The 13599-nt window shown below is 65.6% G+C and carries 12 protein-coding genes; 5 read left to right on the top strand and 7 right to left on the bottom strand.

The window, feature by feature from the left end; all coding sequences use genetic code 11:
* Positions 1-3: 3 nt before the first annotated feature.
* The 6 genes from VH499_RS18180 to VH499_RS18155 form a co-directional block, all read right to left on the bottom strand.
* Positions 4-1626: a gamma-glutamyltransferase family protein gene (locus VH499_RS18180; protein ID WP_332054159.1), complete on the bottom strand. Its 1623-nt coding sequence runs from the start codon at positions 1624-1626 to the stop codon at positions 4-6.
* A gap of 24 nt (positions 1627-1650) precedes the next feature.
* Positions 1651-2790, bottom strand: a complete 1140-nt coding sequence (locus VH499_RS18175) for a divergent polysaccharide deacetylase family protein (RefSeq protein ID WP_332054158.1) — start codon at positions 2788-2790, stop codon at positions 1651-1653.
* 75 nt (positions 2791-2865) lie between these two features.
* Positions 2866-5541: a bifunctional acetate--CoA ligase family protein/GNAT family N-acetyltransferase gene (locus VH499_RS18170; protein ID WP_332054157.1), complete on the bottom strand. Its 2676-nt coding sequence runs from the start codon at positions 5539-5541 to the stop codon at positions 2866-2868.
* A 4-nt stretch (positions 5542-5545) separates the two neighbouring features.
* The gene (locus VH499_RS18165; RefSeq protein ID WP_332054156.1) at positions 5546-6430 is read right to left on the bottom strand and encodes an EamA family transporter; all 885 of its coding nucleotides are present in this window, start codon (positions 6428-6430) and stop codon (positions 5546-5548) included.
* Positions 6431-6440: 10 nt separating this feature from the next.
* Positions 6441-7169: a hypothetical protein gene (locus VH499_RS18160; protein WP_332054155.1), complete on the bottom strand. Its 729-nt coding sequence runs from the start codon at positions 7167-7169 to the stop codon at positions 6441-6443.
* Positions 7170-7228: 59 nt separating this feature from the next.
* On the bottom strand, positions 7229-9082 hold the full coding sequence (locus tag VH499_RS18155; RefSeq protein WP_332054154.1) for a chloride channel protein: 1854 nt from the start codon (positions 9080-9082) through the stop codon (positions 7229-7231).
* Positions 9083-9144: 62 nt separating this feature from the next.
* Between VH499_RS18155 and VH499_RS18150 the strand changes: the two genes are divergently transcribed.
* Positions 9145-9747, top strand: coding sequence for an aminodeoxychorismate/anthranilate synthase component II (locus tag VH499_RS18150; RefSeq protein ID WP_332054153.1), 603 nt, complete (start codon positions 9145-9147; stop codon positions 9745-9747).
* 18 nt (positions 9748-9765) lie between these two features.
* On the opposite strand, the gene VH499_RS18145 is transcribed toward VH499_RS18150, so the two are convergent.
* Complete coding sequence (locus VH499_RS18145; RefSeq protein ID WP_332054152.1) at positions 9766-9969, bottom strand: heavy metal-associated domain-containing protein; 204 nt, start codon at positions 9967-9969, stop codon at positions 9766-9768.
* Positions 9970-10040: 71 nt separating this feature from the next.
* Here VH499_RS18145 and trpD point away from each other — a divergent pair, with 71 nt between their 5' ends.
* Genes trpD through glp form a run of 4 tightly spaced genes read left to right on the top strand, consistent with a single transcriptional unit; the run spans position 10041 to position 13543 of the window.
* The gene (gene trpD / locus VH499_RS18140) at positions 10041-11054 is read left to right on the top strand and encodes an anthranilate phosphoribosyltransferase (RefSeq protein WP_332054212.1); all 1014 of its coding nucleotides are present in this window, start codon (positions 10041-10043) and stop codon (positions 11052-11054) included.
* On the top strand, positions 11051-11848 hold the full coding sequence (gene trpC, locus VH499_RS18135) for an indole-3-glycerol phosphate synthase TrpC (RefSeq protein ID WP_332054151.1): 798 nt from the start codon (positions 11051-11053) through the stop codon (positions 11846-11848). Before trpD ends, trpC begins: the two co-directional genes overlap by 4 nt.
* Complete coding sequence (gene moaC, locus VH499_RS18130; protein WP_332054150.1) at positions 11845-12327, top strand: cyclic pyranopterin monophosphate synthase MoaC; 483 nt, start codon at positions 11845-11847, stop codon at positions 12325-12327. The genes trpC and moaC overlap by 4 nt, the downstream gene beginning before the upstream one ends.
* A 1-nt stretch (position 12328) precedes the next feature.
* Positions 12329-13543 carry a gephyrin-like molybdotransferase Glp gene (gene glp / locus VH499_RS18125; protein WP_332054149.1) on the top strand — a complete coding sequence of 405 codons (1215 nt, stop codon included), beginning with the start codon at positions 12329-12331 and terminating at the stop codon, positions 13541-13543.
* The last annotated feature ends 56 nt before the right edge of the window (positions 13544-13599 follow it).

The raw sequence follows: 13599 nt of genomic DNA, 5'->3' as shown, positions 1-13599 counted from the left end.
GCCTCAGACCGCGATGACGACGCCGTCGTGCCCAGGATCGGCGCCGCCATCGAGCCCGTCGTCGTGGAGCCTGATGCCGTGCACGGCGGCAAAGCCGAAGCCATAGGGGCTGCGCACGACGGGGTAGCCCATCGTCTGCAGTTCGCGCTCGACCTTCCACTGGATGCGGTTGGAGATGTCGATCGCGTCCGAGGTGGCGGAGAAGCGCGGTGCGCTCACCGCCTCCACCATGGTCATATCGAAGTCGAGCGCGTTCAGGATCACGTGCAGCACGCCCATAGCGATCTGGGTGGCGCCCGGTGCGCCGATGATGAGATGCGGCTTGTTGCCCCTGAACAGGATGGAGGGCACGACCGAGCTGAACCGCGCCTTGCCGGGTGCGATCGACCCGGCATGACCCGGCCGCGGATCGAACACACCCATGCATCCGTTGTACATGAAGCCCAGACCAGGCGTGATCACCCCGGAGGGCATGCCGAGCGAATGGGTCATGGCGAAGCAATTGCCCTCCTTGTCGAGGACGGAGATGTGCGTCGTGTCCTTGCTGACCGCGCCCGAGTTGAAGCGGGGCACATGCGCCTTCACGCCGCGCCGAATCTCGTCGGCCATCTGCCTGGCGTAGTCCTTGGAGGTGAGCCGCTCGACCGGCACCTTGACGAACTTCGGATCGCCGACATGCGCGTCCTTGTCGATCGTGGCGCGCTTCATCGCCTCGGCGACGACGCGCACATATTCCGGTGAATTGTGCTCCAGTTCGCCCAGGACGAAGTTCTCGAGGATGTTCAGCATCTCGACCAGCATCACGCCGCCGCCGGGTGGCTGGTTGGTCGAGACCCTGTAGCCGCGGTAGTCGCCCCAGAGCGGGGCATTGCTTACGGTCTTCCACGCTTCGAGGTCGCTGATCGACAGAAGCGCATCGTTCTTCTTCATGTCCTCGTCGATCGCGCGCGCGAGCTCGCCGGAATAGAAGACGTCGGCACCGCCTTTGGCGATGGCGCGCAAGGTCTGGCCGTAGTCCCGGTTCACCACCACATCGCCCACGCGCTTGGGCGTTCCGTCCGGCCGGCAATAGAGCGTGCGGGGAGCGGGAAAGGACGTGATGCGCTCATGGTTGGGCGCGCGGCCGAAGGCCCCCTCGTCGGCCCACCAGAAATGGACATGCGGCCGCACCGTCCAGCCGTTCTCGGCCCAATGGATGGCGGGCTCGACGATGCGCGACCAGGGAAGCCGGCCGTGCTCCTGATGCGCCTCGTAATACATCCTGAGGTTGGCCGGAGCGCAGATCGACTTGTATCCGATGTCGTTCACGCGGCCCTTCAGGATGAAGCCGTAGCCGTCGCGCGCCTCGCTCTCGATCAGGTTGGCCCACATGTCGGGCTTTGCTGCGAGCGGAGCCGGCGCGTGGGCATCGATGTAGCCGTGGAACTTCTTGCCCGGCATGTAGATAGCGCAACTGCCGAAACCGGCGATGCCACACATCAGCGGGTCGACGACGCCTTGGACCAGGGCGCAGGCAATGCCGGCATCGACGGCATTGCCGCCTTCACGCAGCGCATCGGCTCCTGCCTCCGCGCCTTCGGGTTGCGGTGCGACGATCATCGCCGGCTTGTGATAGCGCACTGTCATGTCCTCCAAACTGACAAGGCCGACTCAATCCCAACCGTTGCGCTTGCGCAACGCGGCGGTAAGCGGCGCGGCTGCGAAACCCTTGCCAGCGAGGCCTGGCAGCCATTCTGCGAGCGCCTGCAAGGTGTGCTCGTGCGGATGGCCGATCGCCACGACGAAGCCCTGGCGGCGCGCTACCTCTTCGGTCTCGGCAAGCTGGTGCTTCACGGTGGCCAGGGACTGGTCGTCGTCGAGGAAGATGTTGCGTGACACTGTCGGGACGCCGAGCTCTTGCGCCAAGCTCTCGCCGACTGTCTGCGCCGTCGTGCGCGAATCGAGAAACAGCAGTCCGCGCGCCTTGAGGAGGCGCAAGACCGTCTCCATGCCCGGTCTGAAGGCAGTGAAACGGCTGCCCATGTGATTGTTGACGCCGACATAGCCGTCGAAACTGTCGAGATCGGCCGTCACGCGTTGTCGAATTTCGCTCTCGCTCAGCGAGGTGAGAATTGCGTTCGGGCCGGGATCGGCGTGGCCCAGCGGCTCCATTGGCATATGCAGCATCAACTCGTCGCCATGCGCCCGGGCGGCCTTCGCCTGCTCATCAAGGTCCCTGGCATAAGGCAGGAACGAGAGTGTGATCGGTCCCGGCAATTCCCACGCCCGCCTGGAGCGCGGACGATCGATGCCCACATCGTCGATCACAATGGCGATCAACGGCCTGCTGTTGAGATCGCCGAACGGCACGGCGTAGCGCCGCCAGGCCGGCTGTTCGCTGGCTGCAAGCGCCGCGACCTGGGTAGGTTTGGGAAGCTTGCGGACTGGTTCCTCGATGGTCGTGCGCACCTGCCCCGGTTCGGTCTCCGTGTAGCGCGGCAGCCCGGGAATATCATCGATGCGGTCATACTTGAGCGTCGGCTGCTGCGGGTTCTCACGCTTCATCTCCCTCAGGGCATCGCGCACGACGCGTTCGCGGTCGAACGAGTCGAGCTTGTTGGCGAGCCAGTAGCTGCCGAGGAAACTGCCGACGAGGAGGACAAGGATGCCGGCTGCAAGCGACGGCCAGCGATGGCCTTCGATCCAGCTCACAAGACTGCGGTAGCCGCGAACCAGCCGATCGCGCCGGCTCGCGGCAGACTTCGGACTCTTTCTGTTCGCCTTCCTGCTTCTGTTCTTCTTTGATGCCATCTGAAAATTCGAAGTTAAGCCTTTGGCATTCTGCCATAATTCGGCCTTAGTTCAGCGCGGCCGACAAAACAAAGGTTACAAATCATCCAATGCCTTCACCACGCAGATGTCGGCATTGCCGGCTCGGCCCGGCTCGCGCCTGAAGCCCAGTCGTTCGGTCAGGTCGAGCATGCGGTGGTTCTCGCGAAGAACGTAGCCGACGACGCGCTTGATGCGGCGGCCACGCGCGTAGTCGAGCACATGTCCGAGCAACAGTGCGCCGTATCCGCGGCGCTGCCGGTCGGACGCGACGATCAGAGCGAATTCCGCCTGCTCGAAGTCGGGGTCGGCGGCCAGCCGGCCGACCCCGAGCAATTCTCGGCCGTCGAGCAACAGAAAAGCCATTTCGCGATCGTAGTCGATTTGGGTCAGGCGCGCGGCCATCTCGTGGCTGAGTTCACGCAACGGCCCGAAGAATCTCATCCTGATGTCCTCGGCCGTAAGGTGCCGTGTGAAGGTGTTGAGCAGTTCCTCGTCCTCGGGCCGGATCGGCCGGATATGCAGGCGCTGGCCGCGATGCTCGACGTCGCTCTCGAGCTCGACCGGATAGGGCCGGATGGCGAAGCGCGCGGCCCGCTCCTGTCCCTCCTGCTTGCGCACGACGATGCGAGCATCGAGGGCGATCACACCCTCGGCGTCAACCAACAAGGGATTGACGTCGAGCTCGGCGATATCGTCGACGTCGGCAATGAGTTGCGACAGCCGCACCATCGCCTCCGCGACCGCACTCCTTGCCGCCGGCGGCCGATCGCGATAGCCGCGCAGCAGCCGGTCGACACGCGTGCGCGCCAGTGCGCTTTCGGCCAGTACCGGATCGAGCGGCGGCAAGGCGAGCGCCTTGTCGTCGATCACCTCGGCCGCGACGCCGCCATGCCCTACCATCAAAATGGGTCCGAACACCTTGTCCTCAGCCGCACCAAGGATGAGCTCGATCGCGTTCGGCCGCCTGATCATGGGCTGCACGACGAAGCCGTCGATGCGCGCGCGGTTGGCCATCACCAGAGCCTTGCCCGTCATCTCTCGTACGGCGTCAAGCACGGCTTGCTCGGAGACGAGGTCGAGTGCCACGCCGCCGACATCGGATTTGTGCGGGATGTCGCGCGACAGGATCTTCACTGCTACTGGAAAGCCGGTGCGCACCGCCGCCGCCACCGCCTCGGCGGCATCGCGCACAATCTCGGTGGGCACGACTGGAATGCCGTAGGCGGCCAGGACGCGCTTTGATTCGGGTTCGGTCAGAAGCTGACGATCGTCGGCAAGCGCGGTTTCGACGATGGTCCGCACCAGCGCCGTATCGGAGCGCACCTCGGCGACCGACGGCGGTGTGCGCTGCAGGGCACGCTGGCCACGGCGATACTGGATGATATGCATGAAGCCGTGTACCGCGCGCAGCGGCGTATCGAATGCCGGAATGCCCGCCTCATGCAACGCACGCCGGCCGGCATCTGCATCGGGTCCGCCGATCCAGCAACCGACCACCGGCACCATGCGACGCCCGCCCGAACCAGCGACTGCGCGCGCCACCTCTTCCGACGACGCCAACGCCGTCGGCACGTTCATGGCGAGCACGGCGCCCACGCCGCGATCGGCGGCGAGGATATCGAGCGCCGCGGCGTAGCGGACGCCATCGGCGTCGCCGACGATATCGACGGGATTTCCGTGCGACCAGATGCGTGGCAACCGCTTGTCGAGCTGCTCGAGCGTGCCGGCCTGCAACGCCGCAAGCTCGCCACCCTCGTCGATGAGGAGATCAGTGGCGATGATTCCCGCCCCTCCGCCGTTGGTCAGGATCGCAAGCCGCTCGCTACGTGGCAGCAGCCCGTGCCCCAGAGTCTCGGCCGCATCGAACAGCTCACCGAGATCGGTCACGCCGACCAGGCCGGCGCGCGCGAAGGCAGCCTCGTAGACTGCCGTCGATCCCGCCATCGATCCTGTGTGCGAGGCCGCCGCCTGCGCTGCCGCCGCGTGCCGGCCGGCCTTCAGTACGATCACCGGCTTCAGCCGTGCCACGCCGCGCGCCGCCGACATGAACTTGCGGGCATGTGTGATGCCTTCGACATACATCAGCACGGCGCGCGTGTCGTAGTCGCGTGCCAGCATGTCGAGCACGTCGCCGAAATCGACGTCGGCCATGTCGCCCATCGAGAAGAGATGCGAGAAGCCGATGCCCTGCGCCATGCCCCAGTCGACCAGGCCCGCCAGCACCGCACCTGACTGGGCGATAGCCGCCAGGCGGCCGCTCTTCAGCTTGGCGGGGCCGAAACTGCCATTGAGTCCGATCTTCGGCGCGGCGTAGCCGATGCAGTTGGGCCCGACGACGCGCAGCAGGAACGGCCTGGCAGTCTCGAGCAGATGCTGCCGCCAGTGTGCGTTCGTCTCGGCAGCGCTCGGTCCCTGGCCAGGGCCGGCGCTGATGACGACTGCGACCTTGGTGCCGCGCCGACCGAGCTCATGGATGAGATCGGGTACCGTACCCGCCGGTGTCATGATGATGGCGAGGTCGGCGGGTGCGGGCAGCTCCGCGAGGCTGTGCAACAGAGGGTGTCCCTCGATCTCGCCGCCCTTGATGTTCACGAGATGCAGGTCGCCCTTGAATCCGCCCGCCAGCAGGTTGCGCGTCACCGCCGCGCCGACGCTGCCGGGCCGCGCACTCGCGCCGATGGCGACGAGCGAACGCGGAGCGATGAGCTGCTCGAGATTGCGTGTCGACACGATGCTAGAAGAGCGCGGGACCGTTCATCAGCACAAGGCCCGAAACGATGACAAGGGCTGCGGCGACGCGCCGCCCGCCGAACGGCTCGCCGAGCAGCATCGTGCCGATCAGCGTACCGAACAAGACGGAGGTCTCGCGCAGCGCCGCGACATGGGCCATCGGTCCCGCGGCGAGCCCGTAGATCGCGATGCCATAGCCGGTGCTGGCAATGGCGCCGCCCAGAACGCCGCGCCACCAGTTGCCGCGCAGGTGCGTCCACACCTTCGCCGGCCTGAGCGCGATCGCCAGCACCAGCAGCCACGGTCCCTCGAGCACGCAGAGCCAGGCGATATAGCCGACCTTCTGCCCGAGCGTCGGACCCGCAGCACGCACGCCGAGGCCGTCGGCGATGATGTAGCCGGCAATGGAGATGCCCGTGAGCACCGCGAAGGTGGTTGCCAGCCCGTATCGTCCCCCCGGCTTCGGCGCGGCCATCCGCACCGGCAGGGCGAGGGCCACGAGTCCGCAGCTCAGCAGCAGGACGCCGAGCGCGTCCTGCGTGCGCAGGTGCTCGCCGACGAGCTGGCCCGACAGGATTGCGACCAGCAATGGTCCGAGCCCGCGGGCGATCGGATAGGTATGGCTGAGATCGCCGTAGGAGTAGGCCTTGAGCAGGAAGGTGTAATAGGCGAGGTGGATCAGCACGGAGAGCGCGATGAACTTCCATGCCGCCGGTTCGATCATGGGCAGGAACGGGACGGCGCAGATGCCCATCGCCGTTCCGGTCGTCATGATGACCCCGAAGGTCGCCAGCCGGTCGGACCGGTCCGATTTCAGCAGTGCATTCCAGCTCGCATGCATGAGGGCTGCCGCCAGCAGCAGCCCGACAATCAGCGGAGAGACGACCATGGGCGCGCGATCACCGCGCCTTGTAGTTCGAGTACCGGACGCTCACTCGCACGTGGACCGGATTGTCGTCCGGATGCAGGGTCTCGTCAGCACGTATCAGAGCAGGAAACCAGTTGTCCTCGCCCACCTGCGCGCGGCGAATCTCGTATCGCATCGGTCCAATCGGAGAGCCGGCGAAACGGCCGCAACTTCGGAGCACGGCGCTCCGGCTGGCCCATACCCAGACGCGGCCGATGAAGCCACGCAGCGGTGCCTGGTCGTTGCGGGGCAGCATGTCGAAGACGCTCGCATTGTGGCCATCGAGTCTCTGACGCCCCGAATATACCGCATCCTTCTCGGCCAGCACGTCCGAGGTCAGGGCAAACCACGGTGTCCTGACGTAGGTGTCGACGTCCTTGGTTGAAAGCGCAAGCCGGCTCAGCGTGTTGACTTCGGGCTCTGCGGGTTTTGTCACGCGAGTCCCGGTGTCATCGAAACCGACATCGAAGGCCTGATGGAATTCGCCATCGACCGTGTCACCCCTCACCGTCTGGACGCTCACTCCGACCTTGTATCCGAACGTCGCAAAGGCCTTGGCGAGCATCGCTTCCTTCGCCGCCACGGTACGGGTGAATTCAAGCGCCCCCATCCGCGACGGGGCATCCCGGTCGATCGACTCCATGCCTTCGTTGCAATCGACCTGGGCGAAGGCCGGCAGCGCCAGCAACAGGACGGACAGGATTGCGGCCACGTGGATCATGGGCCCACCTTAGCGTCACAATGGCGGCCAAGTCACCGCATCGTCGCGAAGCCGTCTGATCAGCCCTGCTTGTCGGCGAGCGAGAACAGGTCGCGTTCGCCGAGGTCGGCACTGCGACGACGTTCGAGCTCCTGATTGTAGCGCCGCAGCGCATACTGCTCGGAGAGATAGCCGACGATCGAGCGGTCGGTCGACGAGGCAAGCACCGGAAGGGTTTCGATCTCCTTGTCCTCGAAGCGCGCCAGGGCCGTTCGAACGTTCTCATAGGGTAGCAGGAACACGTCCGGATCAGCCGCCAGGTCTCGGGCAAAACGGGTCTCGAGCTTGTCGTTCTGCTGGGCGTCGTGGACGTTGGCGCTGTCGAGGGCACCGGCGTAGATCCCCTTGTCCGACACCACGAACACATGCCAGGCCGTGCCCGGAGGAAATTTTTCGCGCAGCTCCTTGAGCGGTGTGTTCTCCGGGACGACCTGCGCGTCGGTGCGCATCAGCCGGCCGACCGACAGATCGGCCAGCCAGCCGATGTCGTGCGGGCTGCGAATGCCGATGCCGCGCTGGTGGAAGCGCCAGGTGGAGAACGAGTAGCCGAAGGTGAGGCGCACGATCGTCGAGGAGATCACCACGCCGACCATCACCGCCACCATCATCGCGAAACTGCCGGTTCCCTCAAGCACCAGGAAGACCATGGTGAGCGGCGCACCGATGACCGCCGCGGCGACCGCTCCCATGCCCACCATCATCAAGGCCGATTGCATGTCGCTCAGTGACGGCACCACGAGAGCGGCGATGCCGGCGAAGGCACCGCCGAACAGGCAGCCAAGGAAGAGCGAGGCGCTGAACATGCCGCCGCGGAAGCCGGAGCCGAGCGAGATGGCGGTGGCGATGAGCTTGGCGAACAGCAGGATGAGGAAGGTCCGCAGCGCCACGTTGCGATCGAACATGAGCTGGATCGCGCCATGGCCGCTGCCCAGCACCTGCGGCACGACGATCGCGATCGCCGACAGCAACAGCCCGCCGATGGCGGGCCGCAGCCATTGCGGCAAGGGCAGCCGGCGCAGCCCCCGCTCGGCCCAGGTCACCGATTGCATGGCCAGCACGCTGAAGCCGGCGGCGAACACGCCGAGCGCGCCGAACACGAAATAGACCTTGAGGTTGAAATGGAAGAACTGCTCGACGCTGAAGATCGGCTCGGGATCGATCAGCGCGCGTTCGGTGAAGGTCCCGGCGAGCGCCGCGGCCGCCACCGGCGCCAGTGCCCTGACCGAGTAGTTTCCGAGAATGAGTTCGTAGCCATAGAAGGCGCCCGCGAACGGTGCATTGAAGGCCGCGGCAATCGCCGCCGCGGCGCCTGCACCGACGAAGATGCGCTGGTCGGTGCGGCGAAGACGGAAGTATTGCCCCACTTTAGCGAGGATGCCCGAACCCATCTGGGTATAGCCCGCCTCCATCCCGACCGCTGCGCCCGCGGCGTTCGAGGTCAGCGTTGCGACCAGCAGCCGAAGGCTGTCGAACAACGACATGATGCCGCCGTGCAGAGCGTTGGCCTCGATCGGGTCGACGATCTCGCGGGGGCGAAGCCGACGCATGATGATCGCCGAAAGGCCGATCACGAGGCCACCGATCACCGGCACGATCAAGATTCGCAGCGGATCGACTCCGATGCCGGTGCTGAGAGTGCGATCCTCGGGCAGGTTGAAGCTGACATGGTGTAGCAGATCGACCAGCCAGCGCAGGCCCGCCACCAGCGCCCCGATCGCGGCCCCGATGACCCCGCACACGAAGATCTGGACGGGCTCATTGGAGCGAAGACGGCTCTGCATGCGAAAGAACCGGCGCGCCTGCCCCACGAAGACGGAGCTGACCCAGTCGGAGAAGGTGCCGGCCGCGTCGCGCGCGGAAGTCAATACGCTCACAGTCTTCTTTCCTTCAGGCGCCGTTTCCGGGAAAATAACCCGAACAAGGCAACAGGTGCCACGTGCTGCTTTTGATCGATAACTACGACAGTTTCACCTACAACCTCGTCCACTTTCTGGGCGATCTTGGGGCGCGCTGCGTGGTCCACCGTAACGACCAGATCTCGGTCGAGGACGCCATGGCACTCAAGGCCGATGGCATCGTGCTTTCACCCGGCCCGTGTACGCCTAACGAGGCCGGCATCTGCATGGGGCTGGTCAGGGCGGCCGCTCGGGCCCAGGTGCCGCTATTGGGCGTGTGCCTTGGCCATCAGGCGATCGGCCAGGAGTTCGGAGGCAAGGTCGTGCGTGCCCCGGTGCCGATGCACGGCAAGCTTTCGCGCATCGAGCATCACGGCCAGGGGGTCTTCGAGGACGTGCCCTCGCCTTTTTCCGCCACCCGCTATCACTCGTTGACCGTGGACCGGGCGAGCCTGCCGCAAGAACTGGAGATCACCGCCCGGACCGGCGAGATCGTGATGGGGCTGCGGCACAAGACCCTGCCCATCCACGGCGTACAGTTCCACCCCGAGAGCATCGCCTCGGAGCACGGCCACAAGATCCTGGAAAACTTCCTCAAGATCGCCGGAGAGCATCCGACGCAACAGAAGCAAAAGGCCGCTTAGAACCCTGAAATCAAACGGTTAGGACCCGGCGATCCCAAACCCGGCGCGGCGGATCGCGCGGCTGATGGCGGGTACGTCGGCTCCAGCGGGCAGGCGCATCTCGCCGCTCTCGAGGTCAACGGAAATGGGCGCAGTCCCGGCACCGGTCGCGGCCCGCGTGACCGCCTTGATGCAGCCGTCGCAATCCATACCGGTGACCTTGAGGATCAGTTCTTCAGCCATGTGATATAGCTACCCGCCCTCCGGCAGAGCGGGCAAGGGCAAAACAACAAGGGGTCTTGGTGAGCGGCGATATCGACGATTTTCGCGGCCTTCTGGCGAAGGCGGGAGACGGACAGCCTTTGAGCGTGGACGAGGCCGAGCGCGCCTTCGACATCATGACCAGCGGTGACGCCACGCCTGCACAGATGGGCGGCTTCCTGATGGCCTTGAAGGTGCGGGGCGAGACGGCGGAGGAACTGGCCGGAGGCGCCCGCGTGCTGCGCGCCAAGGTCCAGCGCGTGCGGGCGCCCGCGGGGGCGATCGACATCGTCGGTACCGGCGGCGACCATCACGGCACCTACAATGTCTCGTCCTGCTCGGCGCTGGTCGTGGCCGGCGCCGGCATTCCGGTCGCCAAGCACGGCAATCGGGCCTTCACCTCCAAGTCTGGGGCGGCCGACGTGCTCAATGCCCTTGGCATCAATCTCGATTTGCCTATCGAAACGCTCGAAAAGGCCCTGGTCGAAGCCAATATCTGCTTCCTGATGGCGCCGCGGCATCACAGCGCCATGCGCAACGTTGCCGGCACAAGGGCCGAACTGGCGCCGTCCCGCACGATTTTCAATCTTCTCGGGCCGATGTCTAACCCCGCCCTGGTCAAGCGCCAGCTCGTCGGCGTGTTCGACCGGCGCTGGCTGCGGCCAGTCGCCGAGGCACTTGGGCAACTGGGCCTGGAGCGCGCCTTGGTGGTGCACGGGCAGGACGGGATGGACGAACTCACGACGACGACCACGAGCTGGGCTGCTTCGCTGGAGAACGGCCGGGTGCGCGAATTCGAGATCGCGCCGGAGGAGGCCGGCGTGAAGCGCGCTTCCATCGAGCAGCTCAAGGGCGCCGATGCCATACACAACGCCGAGGAGATCAAGAAGGTGCTGGCGGGCGAACGCAACGCCTTCCGCGATATCGTGTTACTGAATAGCGCCGCGGCCCTCATGGTCGCGAGCAAGGCCAGGGACCTGAAGGAAGGTGCGGCACTTGCTGCCCGCTCGATCGATACGGGAAAGGCGGCGCATGCCCTTGCCGCGCTGCAAAGGATCTGCACATGAGCGACGCGCTCGCCAGGATCGTCGACGACAAGCGCCGGCATGTCGCCGCGACGCGCAAACGCCGGCCGCAGGGCGATGTCGAACGAGCCGCGCGGGCCATGGATGCGCCACGCGGCTTCGCCGCGGCGCTGAAGGCGGCGATCGCCGCCGATCGCTATGGCCTGATCGCTGAGATCAAAAAAGCCTCGCCCAGCAAGGGGCTGATCCGGCTGGACTTCGATCCACCCTCACTCGCCCGTGCTTATGAGCGCGGCGGCGCGACCTGCCTCTCGGTGTTGACGGACGAGCCCCACTTCCAGGGCAAGGACGAATTCCTGGGGCTGGCGCGCAATGCCACCCGCCTGCCGGTGTTGCGCAAGGATTTCATGATCGATCCCTACCAGGTGTTCGAGGCGAGAGCGTTGGGTGCCGATTGTATCCTGTTGATCATGGCCTGCCTCGACGACCAGCTCGCGGCCGAGCTTGCCCGCCTGGCTCACGTTTGTGGCATGGATGTCCTTGTCGAGGTCCATGACGGCGACGAGCTTGACCGCGCACTCGGCATCGACGGCGATCTGATCGGTGTGAATAACCGCAATCTCAAGACGCTGGCTGTCGATCTCGCCGTCACCGAGCAACTCGCCTCCAGGGTGCCGAACGATCGCGTGCTGGTAGCCGAGAGCGGGCTCGGCACGCCGGCCGATCTCGCGCGCATGGCCAAGGCGGGTGCCTCGGCCTTCTTGATCGGCGAAAGTCTGATGCGCGTAGCCGACGTCGAGAGCGCCGTGCGCGAACTTTTGGCGAAGGCGGCATGAGCAAGGCGCTCAGCCACTTCGATGCGCGCGGCAACGCCCGCATGGTCGATGTCGGCGCCAAGGACGAAACCCAGCGCATGGCCGTTGCGACCGCAAGTGTCGTCATGCAGCCTTCGACCCTGACCCTGATCAGGGACAAGAAGGCCGCTAAGGGCGACGTGCTGGCGGTGGCGCAGCTCGCCGGTATCATGGCCGCCAAGCGCACCGCCGACCTCATCCCGCTCTGCCATCCGTTGTCGCTCTCATCCGTTCAAGTGACACTCTCGCTCGATGCCGCCCGCCATGCGGTCGATATCGAAGCTACCTGCAAGCTCAGGGGCCGTACAGGCGTCGAGATGGAGGCGTTGACCGCGGCATCGGTTGCCGCGCTCACCGTCTACGACATGTGCAAGGCAGTCGACCGCGGCATGGTGATCTCGGAGGTGAAGCTCCTCCACAAGTCGGGCGGCAAGTCGGGGACGTTCGACAGAGGCCGATGACATGCTGACTGTTCGCGAAGCCCATGCGCGGGTGATTGCGGCCTTCTCTCCCCTGCCGGCCGAGCTCGTCTCGGTGGCGGACGCCACAGGTCGCGTGCTGGCGACATCGCCTGCGGCTCGCCTTACCCAGCCTCCGGCAGATCTGTCGGCAATGGACGGCTACGCCGTCCGTGCTGCCGACGTACCCGCCGCTCCGACGACGTTGACGCTGGTTGGCCAGGCGCCCGCCGGCGGATCCTATGATCAGGCGTTGAAGCCCGGCGAAGCCGTGCGCATCTTCACTGGCGCCCCGGTGCCGATGGGCGCGGATTCGATCGTCATCCAGGAAGATACCAGAGCCGAGGGCGGCAGGATCACCGTTCTCGAGATGCCGACGCCGGGAAGGCATATCCGCAAGGCCGGTCTCGATTTCGCTGCAGGCGATGCCCCTTTCATTGCTGGTCGTACACTGAGCGCGCGGGACGTGGCACTGCTGGCCGCGATGAATCTTCCCTGGATCGGCGTCCACCGAAAACCAAGGGTGGCGATCCTGTCGACTGGCGATGAACTCGTGATGCCCGGCGAACCGGTGGGCCGCAACCAGATCGTCTCTTCCTCCGGTATCGCCATCGCCGCCCTGGTACGCGGATGGGGCGGCGAGCCCACTTTGTTCGACATTGCGCGCGACGACGCGGGCCTCATCCAGGATCGTATTGCCGCCGGCACGCAGCACGACCTGCTGATCACGCTGGGCGGCGCCTCGGTAGGTGACCGCGATCTCGTCCAGGATGCGCTGAAGGCGCAAGGCTTCACGATGGATTTCTGGCGCATTGCCATGCGCCCGGGGAAACCGCTGATGTTCGCCGCGAGGGATCGCGCCCGCGTCCTTGGCCTGCCCGGCAATCCCGTCTCGACGATGGTCTGTGCACTGCTGTTCCTTAAGCCGGCGCTGGAGCGCCTGCTTGGCCAGGCAGGCAGTCTCGTGGCGACACAGCCGGCGCGGCTCGCGGTCGACGTCAGGGCCAACGATACGCGCGAGGATTACGTGCGTGCGCATTTGAGCCATGCGTCGGATGGCTCGCTCCGCGTCGAACCTTACAAGGTGCAGGACAGTTCCATGCTTTCGGTCCTCGCGGAGGCGACTGCACTCCTTGTTCGGCCCGCCCATGATCCCGCGCGCAAGGCCGGTGACGTCGTCCAGATCATCGCCTTGGCGAACCTTGCTGGCGGCTATTGATCCCCAATATCCTCTGGAAAACTTGACCCGGACCCAGAACTAAACTAGAACATGTA

The sequence above is a fragment of the Reyranella sp. genome (assembly GCF_036558665.1).
Taxonomy (GTDB): domain Bacteria; phylum Pseudomonadota; class Alphaproteobacteria; order Reyranellales; family Reyranellaceae; genus Reyranella.
Note: the sequence above shows the minus strand (reverse complement) of the source record. Positions and strands in the feature narration are given on the sequence as shown.